The organism is Stenotrophomonas sp. FW305-3-2-15-E-LB1 (assembly GCF_058787375.1).
In genome coordinates this window covers 19,455-37,991 of sequence record NZ_JBYSZR010000019.1, presented here as the reverse complement: position 1 = coordinate 37,991, position 18,537 = coordinate 19,455, and the positions used below count along the sequence as shown (strand labels likewise).

Below are 18,537 nucleotides of genomic sequence, written 5' to 3'. Positions count from 1 at the left end.
GAAGACCCACCACCGGAGCCCTGCCCTGATCGTGCGAGCCCTGCTTCCCCATGCGATGTCCTGCAGCGTGTTCGCCCTGCTGCTGGCCGCCCCCCCGGTACTGGCCCAGCAGGCCGCGCCGATGGCATCCAGTGACGTGCGCTGCGAGGGTGACACCTGCCGCAGCGACGACGGCGAACTGCTGCGGATCGGTGATGACGCCGACACGCCGCTGCTGCCACTGCCGGGCCAAGCCGATCCGTCCGCCGCCGGCAGCGTGCCGCTGGCACCGGCGGTCACCCCGGACGTGTCCGCGCGCGGTGGCCAGTTCATGGCCGAGCTGCCCAACGGCGGCGTGGTGTGGGCCACCGAAGACCCGAGCATGGTGCCGCCCAGCCTGAGCGTGCAGGCTGCCGCCACCGTACCGTTCGAAAACGGCCGGGTGATCCGCCCGCTGCGCTTCCACAGCTACAACAACTACGCCTCCTTCATCGAGAAGCTGGAAGTCACCCTGTACCGCGGCACCGATACCGATCTGGTGACGCCGCTGGCGCGCATCGAGCTGCCGTCCGACTACGTGGGCGATGCCGAATGGGATGGCACCGTGCCGGAACAGTTCAAGCTGCGCACCGGCGATGAACTGATCTACGTGGCGCGCGCGTACGGCGCCGGCGGCTCGTTTGATGAAACGCAGATCCAGCGCATCCAGCTGGTCACCCCGGCCGACTTCGACCGTGGCCTGCAGGTGACCCGTGACAACGTGCAGAAGACCCTGGGCCAGGCGCTGGACGGGGCGAGCGCACAGGACCTGCAGGTCAGCAACAGCATCTACGGGCAGAGCATGCTGCGCCTGCAGAACATTCCCATCCACGGCTCGCGCGTGCGCCTGTACGGCCGCAACCTGGAACCCAACAGCCGGGTGCGCATCAACGGCCAGGATTTCCCGGTGGACCTGGAGCAGAAGTTCGCTGCCGAGTTCCTGGAGCCGGTCGGCCAGCACCGCTATGACGTGCGGGTGGAATCGCGCGATGCACCGTCCGCGCAGCGCCAGCTGGACGTGGACGTGACCGGCCGCTACCTGTTCCTGGTGGCCATTGCCGATGTCACCCTGTCGAAGAACAGTGCCAGCGGCAACGTGCAGCCGCTGGCCGCCGATGACCGCGACACCGATGGCTTCCTCAGCGAAGGCCGGCTGGCGTTCTACCTGAAGGGCAAGATGCGCGGCAAATACCTGGTGACGGCGCAGGCCGACACCCAGGACCGCGAACTGAAGTACCTGTTCCGCGATTTCAGCCGCGCCGATGCGCAGGATGTGTTCCGCCGCCTCGATCCGGACCTGTACTACCCGGTGTACGGTGATGACTCCACCACCTACCGCGATGTCGATACCCAGGGCCGCCTGTACCTGCGCGTGGACTGGGACCAGAGCCAGGCCCTGTGGGGCAACTTCGCCACCGGCATCACCGGCACCGAATACGGCCAGTACGTGCGTTCGCTGTACGGCGGCGCGTTGAACTGGCGTTCGCTGTCGGCCACGCCGCTGGGCGAAGCGCGTTCGCAGTTGAAGGTGTTCGGTTCGGAAGCGCAGTCGGCGCCGGGCCACAGCGAATTCCTCGGCACGGGCGGCAGCCTGTACTACCTGCGCCACACCGATCTGCTGCCGGGCTCGGAACAGGTGGTGCTGGAAGTGCGCGACCGCACCACCGGCCGCACCGAAACCCGCGCCACCCTGCAGGAAGGCGTGGACTACGAGATTGACGACCTGCAGGGCCGGCTGATCCTGACCCGCCCGCTGGCACAGCTGACCCGCGAGAACGTGCGCAGCATCACCCGCGACATGCCGCTGGATGGCTACGACCAGCTGCTGCTGGTGGACTACGAATACGTGCCGCTGGGCTTCAGCAGCGACGATGTGACCTATGGCGCGCGCGGCCGCCAGTGGATCGGCGATCACGTCGCGGTGGGCGGCACCTGGGTGGAAGAGAACCGCAGCGGCGAGAACTACAGCCTGAAGGGTGCCGACCTGACCCTGCAGGCGGGCCGCGGCACCTACCTGAAGATGGAACAGACCCGCACCGATGCCACCGCAGCGCCGGTGTTCTATTCGGACAACGGCGGCCTCAGCTTCATCCGCCGCAACCCCTATGAAGGCCGCCGTTCGGGCAAGGCCTCGGCGGTGGAAGCCCGCGCCAACCTGCGCGAGCTGGGCTGGACCAGCCAGGACTGGAGCCTGGGCGCATGGTGGCGCGACGTCGACGCCGGTTTCTCGGTGGCACGCCAGGACACCGGCCTTCCGGTCCAGGAATACGGCGCGGAATTCCTCGGCTACCTCACCGATGATTTCAGCCTGTACGGCCGCCACACCCGCACCGAACAGGGCGAACTGGCGCTGGAGCAGAGCCAGCTGACCGCCGAATGGCGGCTGGGCAACGATGGCCAGCTGACCGGCGAACTGCGCCGGGTGCGCGAGGAACAGGAACTGCAGGATGTCTCGGCGCTGCTGGCGGCGATCGGCTACCGCCAGCGCTTCGGTTCCTCGTGGGAGCTGTACGGCACCGGCCAGGTGACCCTGGACGATGACGGCGGCGCCTATGAGAAGAACGACCTGCTGACCTTGGGCGCGCGCTACCTGTTTGGCGACCGCAGCAGCGTGGGTGCCGAACTCAGTGGCGGCAGCCGCGGCCATGGCGGCAAGGTCGATGCCGAGTACCGCATGGCGCCCGACCACAGCCTCTACGGCAGCTACAGCTACAGCACCGACCGCACCGGCACCGATCCGTTGTTCGACAGTGGCCTGCAGAGCGGCTGGACAGTCGGCCAGCGCTGGCGCCTGAGCAACCAGGTGAACGTCTACAACGAAAGCCAGTACCTGAAGGACCGCCGGCAGGACAGCGCGGGCCTGGTGCACACCTTCGGCATGGATTTCTATCCGGCGCAGGGCTGGAACCTGGGCTTCACCCTGATGGATGGCGAGCTGGAATCCACCGTGGGCCGCATCAACCGCCGCGCGTACAGCGTCAGCGGTGGCCGCACCGATGCGGTGGCGCAGTGGAACAGCAAGCTGGAGTACCGCCGCGACAGCGGTGCCGAGCAGCGCGAGCAGTGGGTGACCACCAACCGCCTGCTGTACAAGCTCAACGAGGACTGGCGCTTCGCCCTGCGCGCCAACTACGCCGATACCCAGGACCGGATCAACCCGGTGGCCGATGCCAAGCTGGTGGAGACCAACGTCGGCTTCGCCTGGCGCCCGCACGACAACACGCGCTGGGCCGGCTTCGGCAAGTTCACCTACCTCTATGACGTGGCCTCGCTGGGCCAGGAAGGTGGCAACCTGTACGACCAGCGCTCGCAGGTGCTGTCGCTGGAAGGCATCCGCCAGATCGGCGAGCGCTGGGAGATGGCCGCCAAGCTGGCCTCGCGCTGGGGCGACTACCGGACCGGCCGTGGCGAGGGCGCCTGGCTGGACAGCCGCGCCGACTTCGCGGCCCTGCAGCTGCGCTACCGCCTGTTCGCGCAGTGGGAGGGGCTGGCCGAGCACCGCTGGCTGAAGGTGCGCGATGGCGGCGTGCGCAAGGGCTGGCTGCTGGGCGTGGACCGCCGCGTGGGCGAGAACTTCAAGGTCGGCGTAGGCTACAACTTCACCGAGTTCAGCGATGACATGACCGAGCTGATGTACGACCAGAAGGGCTTCTTCCTGAACATGGCCGGGTACTATTAGCGTCGCCTGCCACGCATGGCGTGGGACTCGCGGCCTGGCTGGGCTGAACGACCGGCAACATTGCCGGGCTGAATGGGGTGGGCCGATGGGATTTTGCGGCCCAAAACGACCATTCATGCACTTTATTCTGGGCAAGTGATTGATTTTGCTGGTATTCGACCATGGTCGAGCCTGCTCGCCATTGTCATCAATACGCGATAGGGTAGGGATGTTGAATCGCCCATTGTTCCGTTGACGGAACACTGGAACTTCCTCCCGCTTTAGCAGTCCAAAAGCCGGACTGCTAAGATGAGCCCCTATGAGCCAGAACACCTCTACTGCCCTTGTGGCAAACAATCTCCCGATTCCCAGTGCGCTCGGTTCGCTGGATGCCTACATCGGTGCCGTGCACCAGATTCCGGTGCTGTCGGTCGATGACGAACAGGACCTGGCCCGTCGTTTCCGCGACGGTGACGATCTGGACGCCGCACGTGAGCTGGTGCACTCGCACCTGCGCTTCGTGGTGCACGTGGCCCGCGGTTACAACGGCTATGGCCTTGCGCTGGGCGACCTGATCCAGGAAGGCAACATCGGCCTGATGAAGGCGGTCAAGCGCTTCGACCCGGACATGGGCGTGCGCCTGGTGTCCTTCGCCGTGCACTGGATCCGTGCAGAGATGCACGAGTTCATCCTCAAGAACTGGCGCATCGTCAAGGTCGCCACGACCAAGGCGCAGCGCAAGCTGTTCTTCAACCTGCGCAAGTCGAAGACGCGCCTGGGCTGGATGAACGCGGCCGAAGTCAGCGCCGTGGCCAAGGATCTGAACGTGTCCGAGCGCGAGGTCATGGAAATGGAGTCGCGCCTGTCCGGCCGCGATATCGGTTTCGATGCGCCGACCGACGAGGACAACGACCACGCCCCGCCGTCGCCGGCTGCGTTCCTGGTGTCCAACGACGAAGATCCGTCGATGGCCTACGAGCGTGAAGACAGCGAAGACAACCAGATGCAGCTGCTGCGCGAAGGCCTGGCCGAGCTGGATGCGCGCTCGCGCGACATCATCCACCGCCGCTGGCTGGATGCCGACAGCAAGGTGACGCTGCAGGAACTGGCCGATGAGTACGGCGTGTCCGCCGAGCGCATCCGCCAGGTCGAAGCGAACGCGCTGAAGAAGATGAAGGCGCTGTTCACCGCGTAAGCGGGGTGGCGTTGGAATGAAGAAAGGCCCGGCTATGCCGGGCCTTTCTGTTTGTGGGGCTCATCCACGCATGGCGTGGATCTACTGACGCCGCGCGGGCCTCACCCCTCGCGTGCGATGGCGCGCCAGCCGATGTCGGTGCGGTGGAACTCGTTGGCCCAGGTCACGTTGGCCACGCCGGCGTAGGCATTGGCCTGCGCGTCGCGCACGCTGTCGCCCAGCGCGGCCACGCACAGCACGCGGCCACCCGCGCTGAGCACCTGGCCCTGCGCATCCAGCGTGGTACCGGCATGGAACACCTTGGCGTTGGCGGGCACGGCGTCCAGGCCGGAAATCACGTCACCGGTGATCGGCGCTTCCGGGTAAGGCCTGGCGGCCAGCACCACGCCCAGCGACGGGCGCGGATCCCACTGCGCGTCCACCGCGTCCAGGCGGCCATCGATGGCCGCTTCCACCAGGTCCACCAGGTCCGACAGCAGGCGCAGCATCACCGGCTGGGTTTCCGGGTCGCCGAAGCGCACGTTGAACTCGATCACCTTCGGCGCGCCGCTGGCATCGATCATCAGACCGGCATAGAGGAAGCCGGTGAACGGGATGCCATCGGCGATCATGCCCTGCACGGTCGGGTTCACGACTTCGCGCATCACCCGGGCATGCACCTCCGGGGTCACCACCGGCGCAGGCGAGTAGGCGCCCATGCCGCCGGTGTTCGGGCCGGTATCGCCGTCGCCCACGCGCTTGTGGTCCTGCGAGGTGGCCATCGGCAGCGCGTGCACGCCATCGACCATCGAAATGAAGCTGGCTTCCTCGCCATCGAGGAATTCTTCGATGACCACGCGCGCACCGGCATCGCCGAAGGCGTTGCCCGAGAGCATGTCACGCACCGCGTCCTCGGCCTCGGCCTGGGTCATCGCCACGATCACGCCTTTGCCAGCGGCCAGGCCATCGGCCTTGACCACGATCGGTGCGCCCTTCTCGCGGATGTAGGCCAGCGCAGCGTCCACCTCGGTGTGCACGGCATAGAACGCGGTGGGGATGTTGTGGCGGGCCAGGAAATCCTTGGCGTACGCCTTGCTGCCTTCCAGCTGCGCGGCGGCGGCGGTCGGCCCGAAGATGCGCAGGCCGGCAGCGCGGAAACGATCGACCACGCCGGCCACCAGCGGCACTTCCGGGCCGACCACGGTCAGCGCCACGCCTTCGGCCTGGGCCAGCGCCAGCAGGCCGTCGATGTCGGTCACCTTCACCGCCACGTTGCGGCACTTGTCTTCGGTGGCGGTGCCGGCATTGCCGGGCGCCACGATCACTTCGGTGACACGGGAGGACTGGGCCAGCTTCCATGCCAGGGCGTGTTCGCGGCCGCCAGAGCCGATGACAAGAATCTTCTTCATGTGGGAAGTATCCGAACGGAGAAATCAGGAGGGAGAACGATGGAGGGGAACTGCTCAATCCTCGCGCTTCAGCGCAGGGTTGGTCAGTGTTTTTGCTTCAGCTTCGAGTTGGCGCAGGTCATCGATCGCCTCCTGCTCGGCCTCGCCCAGTTCTTTGCTGCGGCGATGCTGATCGAACACCCCGTAGCGCTCGGCAATGATCGCTTCCATCTGCTGGTGCGAGACGTGGCCCGCACCTTCCAGGATCGCGCGCTCATTGAAATCGAGGAATCGATCAGTCTGGGTCAGCCAGTCGGCCATGCGCATCTCGATGCGGCGTTCGGCGCGGTCCTCCGCGAAATCCAGGAACATGGTCACCAGGCGATTGAGCTGCTCCAGCTCTTGCTGAGCGAGGTAATTTTTGGAAACCACGGCATCGGATTTCCTGATGCGCTCGCCTTGCCAATGGGTCAGACCGAGCGTCGCCGAATCAAGGTCCGCGCGCTCAACGATCAACTGGGCAGCAGTACGGCCAGTGACGGCGTAGACGAGCTTGTTCTGGATGGTGGCGAAGAAGCTCTTGGCCGTCTGCGCAGTGCCGTCGTAGTCGCTGCTGCTGGCTTTGAACAGATCGCGCAGGGTTTGATAGAACCGCTTCTCCGAACTGCGGATATCGCGGATGCGGCGCAGCAGTTCCTTGAAGTAGTCGGCTCGTTCGGCGTCCTTCAGTCGAGCATCGTTGAGCAGGAAGCCCTTGGCCAGATACTCGGCCAGCGACGAGCCAGCCCAGCGCCGGAACTGGCGGCCGCGTGGGGAGCGCACCCGGAATCCGACCGCCAGGATCAGCTCAAGTCGATAAAGCTGCGTCCTGTATCGCTTGCCATCGGCAGCAGTCGTCAAGTCAAACTTGACAACTGAATCGGCCGGAAGCTCCCCTTCCTCCAGGATCCTCCGGACGTGAAGACTGATGTTCTGCTTGGTCGTATCAAACAGCTCGGCCATCTCGCCCTGGGTCATCCACACCGTCCCCTCCGCAGCGCGCAGGTGGACCTCCGTCCGGCCATCGTCGGTACGGTAGAGGATCAGTTCGCCGAGGGAGCTGTTCATGGCCGGTCGATGTGCCTCACTCGCAGCCCTCGCGTTGCAGCGCGTCGGGGAAGGAATAGGTCCAGGTCTTCGGGTCCAGCGTGAAGCGGTGCGTGCGGCGCACGTTGGTGCCGCCACAGCTGCTGCCGGTTTCCTCGATCAGCAGCGGCCAGATGCGCGCGCTGCGGTTGCTGTCGTCCATGCGCAGTTCGAACTCGATGTCGAACATGCGGGTGCGGCAGTCTTCGGCCTGCTCGGCGTCATCGCAGTCGTAGGCCGCGCTGTTGTCGATGTGGCTGCGCACGCTGCCGGCATCCACCAGACCGTTCGGGCCGGGCAGGATGAAGCTCTGCGTCTGCAGCGAGTAGCCCTGGCCGTACCAGCCGCTGACGTTGCGGAAGCCGTAGAAATCGCTGCCGAAGCGCAGGATCTCGACGCTGCCCGGGCGGCCGCTGCTGCCATAGGTGCCGCCGGTCAGCTCGGCCGCCACCTCGAAGCCATCGCCAGATGGGCGCAGCACGTAGAAGTCGATGGTGCCCGCGTCGGCATGGCCGGCGTCGGCCACTTCGCCGCACACCGCCAGCAGCTGCTGCCAGCTGTCACCGTTCACCACCGGCTGCTCGGCGCACACCGCCCAGTCCACCGGGCGGCTGTCACCGTCCTGCGCCCAGCTGCCGCGCCAGTCGCCGGACAGTTGTGCGTCCTTGCCGTAGCGCGCCGTCAGGAAGGCCTGCAGGCGCGCGGTGCGGCTGGCATGCCCGGCCGCTGCGGTGCTGCCCGCGGCGGGCGTCTCTGCGTGCGGGGCAGTGGCGGGTGCCGGCTGGGCGGCCGGCTTGCAGCCGGCCAGCAGGACCGCGCCCAGCAGCGCGGGCAGGAGCAGGGGTTTGATCGAAACTGCGGACATCCGTGTCGCTCCAGGATCAGTGGCGGAAGTGGCGAACGCCGGTGAACACCATGGCCAGGCCATGTTCGTCGGCGGCGGCGATCACTTCGGCGTCGCGCATCGAACCGCCCGGCTGGATGACCGCCTTGATGCCGGCGGCCGCCGCGGCATCGATGCCGTCGCGGAACGGGAAGAACGCATCGGACGCCATCACCGAACCTTCCACCACCAGGTTTGCATCGGCCGCCTTGATGCCGGCGATGCGCGCGGAATAGACGCGGCTCATCTGCCCGGCGCCGACGCCGATCGTGCGGTTGTCCTTGGCGTAGACGATCGCGTTGGACTTCACGAACTTGGCCACCTTCCACGCGAACAGCAGGTCGGTGAACTGCTTGTCGGTCGGTGCCAGCCTGCTCACCACCTTCAGCTCATCGCGGGTCATGCCGCGGTTGTCGGAAGACTGCAGCAGCAGGCCCGAGCCCACGCGCTTGCTGTCGAAGTTGTTCAGGCCATCACCGTGCGGGATGCGCAGCACGCGCACGTTGGCCTTCTTCTGCGCGTATTCCAGCGCGGCCGGCTCGTAGTCCGGGGCGATCAGCACTTCGACGAACTGGCGGTCGAGGATGACTTTCGCGGTAGCGGCGTCCAGCGGCTTGTTGAAGGCGATGATGCCGCCGAAGGCGCTGGTCGGGTCGGTGGCGTAGGCCAGCTCGTAGGCATCGCCATTGCCGGCACCGACGGCCACGCCGCACGGGTTGGCATGCTTGACGATGACGCAGGCCGGCGCCTCGAACTGGCGCACGCATTCCCACGCCGCATCGGCATCGGCCAGGTTGTTGTAGCTCAGTTCCTTGCCCTGCAGCTGCTGGAACGTGGCCAGGGTGCCCGGCACCGGGTACAGGTCGCGGTAGAACGCGCCGCTCTGGTGCGGGTTCTCGCCGTAGCGCAGGTCCATCACCTTCACGAAGGTGGAGTTCATCTGCGCCGGGTACTCGGCACGGGCCGGCACGGCGGCGTCGGTGGCGGTGACCGCCGACAGGTAGTTGCTGATCGCCGCGTCGTACTGGGCGACGCGGTTGAACGCCGCCACCGAGAACGCGAAGCGGGTGCTGGCCGACAGCTGGCCGTTGTTGGCCTCCAGCGAGGCCAGCAGTTCGGCGTACTGCGACGGGTCGGTGGCCACCGCCACGCGGGCGAAGTTCTTGGCCGCCGAGCGCAGCATGGCCGGGCCGCCGATGTCGATGTTCTCCACCGCGTCGGCCAGGGTGCAGTCGGCCTTGGCGGTGACCGATTCGAACGGATACAGGTTCAGCACCAGCAGGTCGATGGCGCCGATGCCGTGCTCGGCCATCACCGCGTCATCCAGGCCCGAACGGCCCAGCAGGCCGCCGTGCACCATCGGATGCAGGGTCTTGACCCGGCCATCCATCATTTCCGGGAAACCGGTGACGTCGGCCACGTCCTTCACGGCCAGGCCCATGTCGCGAATGGCCTTGGCGGTGCCGCCGGTGGACAGCAGCTCCACGCCGCGTGCAGCCAGCGCGGTGGCCAGCTCGGCCAGGCCGGTCTTGTCGGAAACGGAGAGGAGGGCCCGACGGACGGGCAACAGATCAGCAGTCATGGGGACAGGGCAATCGGCAGCGGAGCGGGGCCGATATTGTAGTTCGTGGGGGCCGGTGGCGGGCGCCGACAGGGAACATCCGTCGGCCGTGACGGCCAGCGGCCGCCTTCGGCACAGCCCGGCCGGTGGCCATCCGCAAGCAATTCGATGGGGGGCGCTGCCCTGATCAGGTAGGCTGTGCCGGAACTGCCAAGGAGTTGCGGGTTCAGATCGTGTCGATCTATGCATTGAAAGGACGTTTCCAGGACCTCTTGCGTCCGGCCGTGCGCGGGCTCTACCGCCTCGGCATCACCGCCAACATGGTGACCGTGGCGGCCGCCGTGGTCTCGCTGCTGGTGGCTGCCGCCGTGTGGTGCTGTGCGCCCGCGCAGCCGCTGCTGTACCTGCTGCTGCCGCTGTGGATGCTGCTGCGCATGGCGCTCAACGCCGTGGACGGCATGCTCGCCCGCGAGTTCGGCCAGCAGTCGAAGCTGGGCGCCTACCTGAACGAGTTGTGCGATGTGATCGCCGATGCGGCGCTGTACCTGAGCCTGCTCAGCGTGCCGGGCGTGCGCCCCGAGGCGCTGTGGCTGCTGGCCTGGACCGCGGCGCTGAGCGAATACGCCGGCGTACTGGGGTTGATGGTCGGTGCCAGCCGCCGCTATGACGGCCCGATGGGCAAGAGCGACCGCGCCTTCGTGATCGGGGCGCTGGGCCTGCTGCTGGCGTTCGGGTGGGTCGGCGCGATGACGGTCACTGGCGTGGCTGCGGCCATGGCCGCACTGTGCGTGCTGACGATGATCAACCGCGTCCGCCGCGGGCTGCAGGAAGCGGCGCTTCCGCCGCAGTAATCAACGACAAACAACAAGACAATCTGGAGATTGCATGCGTCAGGCGCAGGAACGGGAATTCCACAGCTTCGACCAGGTACCGCTGTTCTACCGGTACTGGGCGAGCACCACGACCACCACGCCGGCCAGGGCCATCGTGCTGCTGCATCGCGGCCACGAACATTCCGGGCGGGTCACCCACCTGGTCGATGAGCTGGATCTGCCCGACACCGCCTTCTTCGCCTGGGATGCACGCGGCAACGGCCGTTCGCCGGGCGCGCGCGGTGATGCCCCGGGTTTCCCGGCGCTGGTGCGTGACCTGGACAGCTTCATCGCCCACATCGGTGCCGAGCATGGCATCGCGGTGGAGGACATCGTGGTGATCGCGCAGAGCGTGGGCGCCGTGGTTGCCGCCACCTGGGTGCACGACTACGCGCCGCGCCTGCGCGCACTGGTTATGGCTTCGCCGGCCTTCAAGGTGAAGCTGTACGTGCCGTTCGCCCGGGCGGGGCTGGGCCTGATGCAGAAGCTGCGCGGCAACTTCTTCGTCAACAGCTACGTCAAGCCGCAGTGGCTGACCCACGATCCGGCGCGGGTGGAAAGCTACCGCACCGACCCGCTGATCACCCGGCCGATCTCGGTGCGCGTGCTGCTGGGCCTGTACGAGGCCGCTGACCGCATCGTCGCCGATGCGCAGGCGATCAGTGTGCCGGTGCAGCTGCTGGTTTCCGGCTCGGATTTCGTCGTGCACCGTGGCCCGCAGGACCGCTTCTACGAGCGCCTGTCCAGCCCGATCAAGGAGCGCGTGCACCTGCCGGGCTTCTTCCACGACACGCTGGGCGAACGTGACCGCGCGCCGGCGCTGGCGCGCATCCGCAGCTTCATCCAGGCGCGCTTCGCCGAGCCGCTGCGCGAACTGTCGCGCCGCGATGCGCACCGCCACGGGCCGACCTTCGAAGAATCGGAAATCCTGGCCTGGCCGCCGGAGCGCAACAGCCTGGCCGACCTGCGCTGGCGCGTGGTGCGTGGCGGCCTGCGGGTCGGCGGCACGCTCTCCGAGGGCATCGCCCTGGGCCTGCAGACCGGCTTCGATTCGGGCAGCACGCTGGATTACATCTACCGCGACGAAGCGCGCGGCAAGGGCCCGCTGGGGCGCATGGTCGACCGCAACTATCTGGATGCGATCGGCTGGCGCGGTATCCGCATCCGCGGCCAGCACCTGCAGGAACTGCTGCGCGATGCCGCCCAGCGCCTGCGCGGGCAGGGCACGCCGGTGCGCGTGCTGGACGTGGCGGCCGGCCATGGCCGCTACGTGCTGGAAGCGCTGGGCCAGGGCGAGCAGCGCGCCGAACGCATCGTGCTGCGTGATTTCAGCGCGTTGAACGTGACCCAGGGCCAGGCCTTGATCGAGCGCCTCGGCGCGGCCGACATCGCCCGCTTCGAGCAGGGCGATGCGTTCGACCCGGCACAGCTGGCGCAGGTCGACCCGGCGCCGACGCTGGCGGTGGTCTCCGGCCTGTACGAACTGTTCCCCGACAACGATGCGGTGCTGCGTTCGCTGCAGGGCATCGCCGCGACCGTGCCGGTGGGCGGCTATCTGGCCTACACCGGCCAGCCCTGGCACCCGCAGCTGGAGTTCATCGCCCGTGCGTTGACCAGCCACCGGGGCGGTGCAGCCTGGGTGATGCGCCGCCGTACCCAGCAGGAAATGGACGAGCTGGTGCGCCTGGCCGGGTTCGAGAAGGTGGCCCAGCGCATCGACGAATTCGGCATCTTCACCGTGTCGCTGGCGCGCCGGACCGCGTGATGGCGACGCTGGCCGCAACCCCGCTGGCTGCGGAGGGGCGCCCCTGGCGGCGCGCCCTGCTGTGGCTGGTGCTGCTGGGTCCGTTCTTCTTCGCCAGCTATGGCTTCGCCAACTGGATGGCCGGGCGCCACGCCGCGCTGCCGGTGATGGCGTTCGCCTGGGAAGCGCACATCCCGTTCGTGCCGTGGACGATCGTGCCGTACTGGTCGATCGACCTGTTCTACGCGATCTCGTTCTTCCTGTGCCGGCAGCGCCTCGAGCTGGACCGGCACGCGCTGCGGCTGTTGAGTGCGCAGGTCATCGCGGTGGCCTGCTTCCTGCTGTGGCCGCTGCGCTTCAGCTTTGAACGGCCGGAGATCGGCGGCGTGTTCGGCTGGCTGTTCGATGTGCTGCTGGGCTTCGACAAGCCGTTCAACCAGGCGCCGTCGCTGCACATCGTGCTGCTGATCGTGCTGTGGGTGAAGTACGCGCAGTACCTGCAGGGCGCATGGCGCTGGCTGCTGCACGCGTGGGCGCTGCTGATCGGCGTTTCGGTGCTGACCACCTTCCAGCACCACTTCATCGATGTGCCCACCGGCCTGCTGGCCGGCTGGCTGTGCGTGTGGCTGTGGCCGGAGCAGGGCAACCCGCCGCTGCGGGCGTGGCGCACGGCGCGCGATCCAAAGCGCTGGCGCCTGGCCTCGTTGTATCTGCTGGGCGCGGCGGCGCTGCTGGTGCCGGTGCTGCTGCTGGGGGGCGCGGCGCTGTGGCTGCTGTGGCCGGTGGTGTCGCTGCTGCTGGTGGCGCTGGCCTATGCCGGGCTGGGCGCGGCGGTGTTCCAGAAGCGCGTCGATGGGCGGCTGACCATGGCCGCACGCTGGCTGCTGGCACCGTACCTGGCCGCGGCCTGGATCAATTCGCGGCTGTGGACGCGCGGTGCGCCGCAGCCGGTGGAGGTGGCCGGCGGGGTGTGGCTGGGACGCATTCCCTGCGCGGCACTGCCTGCCCCGTTGCGCGGTGTGGTCGATACCTGCGCCGAACTGTCCTGCCACGCGCCGGGCGCGGGTTATGCCAGCGTGCCGATGCTGGACCTGGTGGTGCCGTCTCCCGCGCAGCTGGCCGAAGCTGCCGAGGCGATCGAGCGCCTGCGCGCGCACGGGCCGCTGCTGGTGTGCTGCGCGCTGGGCTACTCGCGCAGCGCGGCCAGCGTAGCCACCTGGCTGCTGCGGACCGGGCGGGTCTGCAGCGCCGCCGAGGCCGTGGCCCGGGTGCGTGCCGCGCGGCCGTCCATCGTCCTGCATGACGTTCATCTACAGGCCATCGCGGCCGCCGCCGCACCGGAGAGCACCGCATGAGCACCGCTGCCGATCTGCCGATGATGCACCTGCTGCTGCGCCAGGGCCGGCTGCCCGCTGCGCTGTCACTGGGCCTGCTGCTGGTGGCGCTGTTGCTGCTGGGCGTGGAACCCGGGCTGGCGATGTTCGCCGCCGGCCTGCTGCTGCTGAGCGTGGCAGTGGGCGTGGTGCAGGCGTATTACGCGGTTCGGGTGCAGCTGGACGCCAGCCTGCTGCAGCTGCTGCTGCGCGAACACCTGCAGGGCGATGCCGCCGCCGAGCGGGTGGACGCGGTCCTGCACACCGCCGGCCTGCGCCGCCGCGATGCGCAGGCGCCCGTGCGCGGCTGGGAGGCACGCTGGATCGGCATGCGCCGCCTGCTGGTGCGCCAGTACGTGGCCACGCTGCTGCAGTTTTCGGTGCTGCTGCTGGCCGTGCTGTGGCCGCAGACCTGAGCGGAGGTGTCGATGTTTGCTGAATTGATCGCCCGTGCCTGCAGTGGCGCGATCCATGTAGTGACCGGGGCGCGCGCGCTGTGGATCGGCTGTGCGCCGTCCAGCGAGCACCGCGTGTACTACGGCAACCACGCCAGCCATGGCGATTTCGTGCTGATCTGGTCGTCGATGCCGCCGGCACTGCGGCGCCAGGTGCGGCCGGTGGCTGCTGCCGAGTACTGGCAGGGCGATGCACTGCGCCGCTACCTGATCGATGCGGTGTTCAACGGCGTGCTGGTCGAGCGCGATGCGGCGCGCCGCCAGCAGGATCCGTTGCAGGGGCTGCGCGATGCGGTGGACGAGGGATGCTCGTTGATCCTGTTCCCCGAAGGCACGCGCAACATCGGTGATGAACCGCTGCTGCCGTTCAAGAGTGGCATCTATCACCTGGCGCGGCAGCGCCCGGAACTGGAGTTCGTACCGGTGTGGATCGACAACCTCAAGCGGGTGATGCCCAAGGGGCGTTTCCTGCCGCTGCCGCTGCTGTGCACGGCCACGTTCGGCACGCCGCTGCGGCTGCAGGCCGATGAGGACAAGGCGGCGTTCCTGGCGCGCAGCCGGCAGGCGCTGCTGGACCTGGCACCGAACGGAGGCCGCGCATGAGTTTCCTGCTGGATGTTTCCGGCGATCTGGCCACGCAGAGCGTGGGCCAGCAGACCGGCCTGCTGTTTGCCGGTGTCGGCGCGGTGCTGGTGCTGGCCACGCTGGTATCCGAAACCCTGCGCTGGCGCCAGCGCGGCAATCCCAGTGCGGTCATCGCCAATCTCGTTTCGCGCATCCGCGCGTGGTGGGTGATGGCGATCGTGGTCGGCGGTGCGCTGCTGTTCGGCCGCGCCGGGGTGATCGTGCTGTTCGCCATCATCTCGCTGTTCGCGCTGCGCGAATTCATCACCCTGGCGCCGACCCGCTCGGGTGACTACTACGCGCTGCTGGCGGCGTTCTACATCGTGCTGCCGTGGCAGTACTACCTGGTGTGGATCGACTGGTACGGCATGTACACGCTGCTGATTCCGGTCTACGCGTTCCTGTTCCTGCCGATCCTGTCGACCATCGGCGGTGACACCACCCACTACCTGGAGCGTACGGCCAAGGTGCAGTGGGGGCTGATGATCTGCGTGTTCTGCATCTCGCACGTGCCGCTGCTGCTGAACCTGCACGTGCCCGGCCACGATCCTTCGCGCAACGTGCTGCTGTTCGCCTTCCTGGTGATCGTGGTGCAGTCCTCCGACGTGCTGCAGTACATCTGGGGCAAGCTGCTGGGCAAGCGCCTGATCGCGCCGAAGCTGTCGCCGTCGAAGACGGTGGAAGGATTCGTGGGCGGCGTGCTGAGTGCCAGCGCGCTGGGGGCGGCGCTGTGGTGGATCACCCCGTTCACGCCGCTGCAGGCGTTCGGGCTGTCGCTGCTGATCAACCTGATGGGGTTCTGGGGTGGCCTGGTGATGTCGGCGATCAAGCGCGACCGCGGCATCAAGGACTGGGGCCACATGATCGAGGGCCATGGCGGCATGCTCGACCGGCTGGATTCGGTGTGCTTCGCCGCGCCGGTGTTCTTCCACGTGGTGCGGTACTACTGGAAGGCCGGTGGGGTTGGCTGATCGTGACGGGCGTTCATCCACGCATGGCGTGGATCTACCGGCCGGTGGGGTGGGCTGATCGTGCCGGGCGTTCATCCACGCATGGCGTGGATCTACCGGCCGGTGGGGTTGGCTGATCGTGCCGGGCGTTCATCCACGCATGGCGTGGATCTACGGGCCGGTGGGGTGGGCTGATCGTGCCGGGCGTTCATCCACGCATGGCGTGGATCTACCGGCCGGTGGGGTTGGCTGATCGTGCCGGGCGTTCATCCACGCATGGCGTGGATCTACGGGCCGGTGGGGTGGGCTGATCGTGCCGGGCGTTCATCCACGCATGGCGTGGATCTACCGGCCGGTGGGATTGGCTGAACGTGCCGGGCGTTCATCCACGCATGGCGTGGATCTACGGGCCGGTGGGGTGGGCTGAACGTGCCGGGCATTCATCAACGCATGGCGTGGATCTACCGGGCGGGCATCGGTAGCGCCGGGCCATGCCCGGCGGCGCGCGCTTATGCGCTGATGCCGTATTCCTTCAGCTTCTTGCGCAGGGTCGCGCGGTGGATGCCCAGCATCGCGGCGGCGCGGCTCTGGTTGCCTTCGCAGTGGTTGAGTACTTCCACGAACAGCGGAATCTCCATCTCGCGCAGCACGATCTCGTAGACATCGTCCGCGTCGCAGCCATCGAGGTCACGCAGGTAGCGGCGCACGGACTGGGCGACGTGTTCACGCAGCGGTGGCCGGGCAGCGCCACGACTGTTGTCAGGACGAGAAAGGACAGCGTTCAAGGGGGTTCCCGATTCGGTGGCCCGTGCGCGCGGAGCGCGCGGCCGGACGAGGTGGAGGCGGCCAGTCTAGCGCGAGCGTGCCCGACCTGCCACGGCTGGACGCCTTCGTCCCGATCAAAGGAACTCGAAGGTGAATGCGACCGTCGATGCCGCCGGTTCCTGCACGCGGAAGGCGATGCGGGCGCTCTGCCCCGGTTCCAGCAGTGCCGCGCCCGGGTTTTCGCCCAGGTACTGCGCGGGCGGGAACACACCGGTGCCGATCACCCGGCCATCGGCATCGGCCAATGACAGGCGCAGGTCGGGCCATGCCTGCGCCCAGCGCGCATCATTGCGGATGCTGGCCTGCACCTGCAGTACGCCGGCCTGCCCGGGCAACGGGCGGATCTCACGGCTGGTCATGGTCAATGCGGTGGGTTCGCGCCATGCGGGCAGGCTGCAGCGCAGGACGCCGCACAGCGCGCTGACCCACGGGCGATGCCCGGCATCGGCGGCCAGCCGCGCGCGGTCGGCCAGTACGCTCTGCAGCACCAGCAGCAGGGCCAGCCCGGCCACCAGTGCCCAGTGCCAGCGTGGCGTCGGCAGGGCACGCGGGCGCACGCCGAGGAAGCTGGGCGCATCGCTGGCCGGAGCGGCCGATGCGCTGTCGTCACTGCCGGTGGACGTTTCGATGACAGTGTCATCGGACTGTCGCGTGTGTGCCGGTGCCGGTGCCTGTTCCAGCAAGGGGGTGTCCACGACCGGCCCGGACACCGCCGCCTGTCCGGCATCGGCATCGGCGGTGTCGTCAGCGGGTTCCTGCGCCTGCCCGGTCCCGGGCGGCGCATCGGTTCCCGGCGCGGAACGCAGGAAGGTGGCAAGCGGACGACGCGGCGGGTTCGGCTCGGACATGCTCAGGGCGCGGGCTCGGATCCAGCCGTCATTCAACCACGATCAGGCGCGGCGTACGCCGGTGATGCGCATCCAATCGCCATCCTGGGTGGCCTGCAGGTCGTCGAACCACGCGGCATAGCGCTGCAGCAGTTCGCCTTCCTGGCCATGCAGGATGCCCGACAGTGCGATGCGGCCACCGGCAGCAACGCGTGCGGCCAGCAGTTCGGCCAGCGCATCCAGCGCCGAGGCGAGGATGTTGGCGACCACGATCGGGTAGGTGGCCACCGGTTCGTCCTGCGGCAGGTAGACGTGCATGCGGGCCAGTTCGCCGTTGCGCTCGGCGTTGTCGGCGGTGGCGATCAGCGCCTGCGGGTCGTTGTCCACGCCGATGGCCTCGGCGGCGCCCAGCTTCAGCGCGGCCAGGGCGAGGATGCCCGAGCCACAGCCGAAGTCGAGCACGCGCTGGCCCTGCAGCACGCCATCCACGGCCAGCTGGTCCAGCCAGCGCAGGCACAGCGCGGTGGTCGGGTGGGTACCCGAACCGAAGGCCAGGCCCGGGTCCAGGCGCACCACGGCGGCGTCGGCGGCCTGCGCGGCCTCCGGCAGCTCATGGTTCCACGGCACGATCCAGGTGCGGCTGCCGAAATCCATCGGCTGGAACTGGTCCAGCCAGGCGCGTTCCCAGTCTTCGTCCTCGACCGCGCGGAAGCTGCCGCCGGTCCAGTCCAGTTCCGGGTCGAACGCCTCCAGCGCAGCCAGCAGCAGCAGCGCGTTGCTGTCGGCCGGGAACAGCGCGCTCAGCACCAGGGTGTCCCACAGCGGCGTCTCGCCCACGCCCGGCTCGAGGATGGCCTGCTCGTTGCTGGTGTCGGCCTCGGCATCGAGCAGGGTAACCGCCAGCGCGCCCACGTCCTCCAGCGCGTTTTCATAGCGGGGCTGGGTGGCTTCGGTGCAGCGCAGGGTCAGTTCCAGGAACGGCATGGCGGTGGGGGCAATCGCGGGAAAGGGGGCCATGCTAGACCATCCGGCCGTCTCCGTATGCTCTGAGATGCCGACC

Annotated in this window: 15 protein-coding genes; 8 read left to right on the top strand and 7 right to left on the bottom strand. The window is 68.0% G+C overall.

The features are described from left to right. Positions 1 to 31: 31 nt before the first annotated feature. Both AC3WL7_RS14095 and rpoH read left to right on the top strand, forming a co-directional pair. A complete protein-coding gene (locus AC3WL7_RS14095; protein ID WP_492750977.1) occupies positions 32 to 3,697 on the top strand; it encodes a TonB-dependent receptor in 3,666 nt (1,221 codons plus the stop codon). A 298-nt stretch (positions 3,698 to 3,995) separates the two neighbouring features. Further along, the gene (gene rpoH, locus AC3WL7_RS14090) at positions 3,996 to 4,871 is read left to right on the top strand and encodes an RNA polymerase sigma factor RpoH (protein ID WP_492750975.1); all 876 of its coding nucleotides are present in this window, start codon (positions 3,996 to 3,998) and stop codon (positions 4,869 to 4,871) included. A 101-nt stretch (positions 4,872 to 4,972) separates the two neighbouring features. Here the strand turns inward: rpoH and purD are convergent, their stop codons facing one another. The 4 genes from purD to purH are packed head-to-tail and all read right to left on the bottom strand — an operon-like array spanning position 4,973 to position 9,828. Then, positions 4,973 to 6,259: a phosphoribosylamine--glycine ligase gene (gene purD, locus AC3WL7_RS14085; protein ID WP_492750973.1), complete on the bottom strand. Its 1,287-nt coding sequence runs from the start codon at positions 6,257 to 6,259 to the stop codon at positions 4,973 to 4,975. A 54-nt stretch (positions 6,260 to 6,313) separates the two neighbouring features. After that, a complete protein-coding gene (rhuM, locus tag AC3WL7_RS14080) occupies positions 6,314 to 7,345 on the bottom strand; it encodes a RhuM family protein (protein WP_492750971.1) in 1,032 nt (343 codons plus the stop codon). Positions 7,346 to 7,361: 16 nt separating this feature from the next. After that, positions 7,362 to 8,228 (bottom strand): hypothetical protein, encoded by an 867-nt coding sequence (locus AC3WL7_RS14075; protein WP_492750969.1) that lies wholly within the window; start codon positions 8,226 to 8,228, stop codon positions 7,362 to 7,364. 16 nt (positions 8,229 to 8,244) lie between these two features. Beyond that, positions 8,245 to 9,828 (bottom strand): bifunctional phosphoribosylaminoimidazolecarboxamide formyltransferase/IMP cyclohydrolase, encoded by a 1,584-nt coding sequence (purH, locus tag AC3WL7_RS14070; RefSeq protein WP_295521501.1) that lies wholly within the window; start codon positions 9,826 to 9,828, stop codon positions 8,245 to 8,247. Between the two features lie 212 nt (positions 9,829 to 10,040). On the opposite strand from purH, the gene AC3WL7_RS14065 reads away from it, so the two are divergent. From AC3WL7_RS14065 to AC3WL7_RS14040, 6 genes are read left to right on the top strand one after another with little or no spacing between them, the layout of a single operon-like run. Beyond that, complete coding sequence (locus tag AC3WL7_RS14065) at positions 10,041 to 10,658, top strand: CDP-alcohol phosphatidyltransferase family protein (protein WP_492750966.1); 618 nt, start codon at positions 10,041 to 10,043, stop codon at positions 10,656 to 10,658. Positions 10,659 to 10,692: 34 nt separating this feature from the next. Beyond that, entirely contained in the window at positions 10,693 to 12,444 is a 1,752-nt protein-coding gene (locus AC3WL7_RS14060; protein ID WP_079223780.1) for a bifunctional alpha/beta hydrolase/class I SAM-dependent methyltransferase, read from the top strand. Continuing rightward, entirely contained in the window at positions 12,444 to 13,778 is a 1,335-nt protein-coding gene (locus AC3WL7_RS14055) for a phosphatase PAP2/dual specificity phosphatase family protein (RefSeq protein WP_492750963.1), read from the top strand. Before AC3WL7_RS14060 ends, AC3WL7_RS14055 begins: the two co-directional genes overlap by 1 nt. Further along, positions 13,775 to 14,212 (top strand): hypothetical protein, encoded by a 438-nt coding sequence (locus AC3WL7_RS14050; protein WP_492750961.1) that lies wholly within the window; start codon positions 13,775 to 13,777, stop codon positions 14,210 to 14,212. Before AC3WL7_RS14055 ends, AC3WL7_RS14050 begins: the two co-directional genes overlap by 4 nt. 12 nt (positions 14,213 to 14,224) lie before the next feature. Continuing rightward, complete coding sequence (locus AC3WL7_RS14045; protein WP_079223777.1) at positions 14,225 to 14,854, top strand: lysophospholipid acyltransferase family protein; 630 nt, start codon at positions 14,225 to 14,227, stop codon at positions 14,852 to 14,854. Continuing rightward, positions 14,851 to 15,846 carry a phosphatidate cytidylyltransferase gene (locus AC3WL7_RS14040; RefSeq protein WP_108747497.1) on the top strand — a complete coding sequence of 332 codons (996 nt, stop codon included), beginning with the start codon at positions 14,851 to 14,853 and terminating at the stop codon, positions 15,844 to 15,846. The genes AC3WL7_RS14045 and AC3WL7_RS14040 overlap by 4 nt, the downstream gene beginning before the upstream one ends. Before the next feature lie 488 nt (positions 15,847 to 16,334). Here the strand turns inward: AC3WL7_RS14040 and fis are convergent, their stop codons facing one another. The 3 genes from fis to prmA form a co-directional block, all read right to left on the bottom strand. Beyond that, positions 16,335 to 16,610, bottom strand: a complete 276-nt coding sequence (fis, locus tag AC3WL7_RS14035) for a DNA-binding transcriptional regulator Fis (protein ID WP_006397198.1) — start codon at positions 16,608 to 16,610, stop codon at positions 16,335 to 16,337. A 114-nt stretch (positions 16,611 to 16,724) separates the two neighbouring features. Next, on the bottom strand, positions 16,725 to 17,498 hold the full coding sequence (locus AC3WL7_RS14030; protein ID WP_492750957.1) for a DUF3426 domain-containing protein: 774 nt from the start codon (positions 17,496 to 17,498) through the stop codon (positions 16,725 to 16,727). A 42-nt stretch (positions 17,499 to 17,540) separates the two neighbouring features. Next, positions 17,541 to 18,461 carry a 50S ribosomal protein L11 methyltransferase gene (gene prmA / locus AC3WL7_RS14025; protein ID WP_108747495.1) on the bottom strand — a complete coding sequence of 307 codons (921 nt, stop codon included), beginning with the start codon at positions 18,459 to 18,461 and terminating at the stop codon, positions 17,541 to 17,543. Positions 18,462 to 18,537 lie beyond the last annotated feature (76 nt).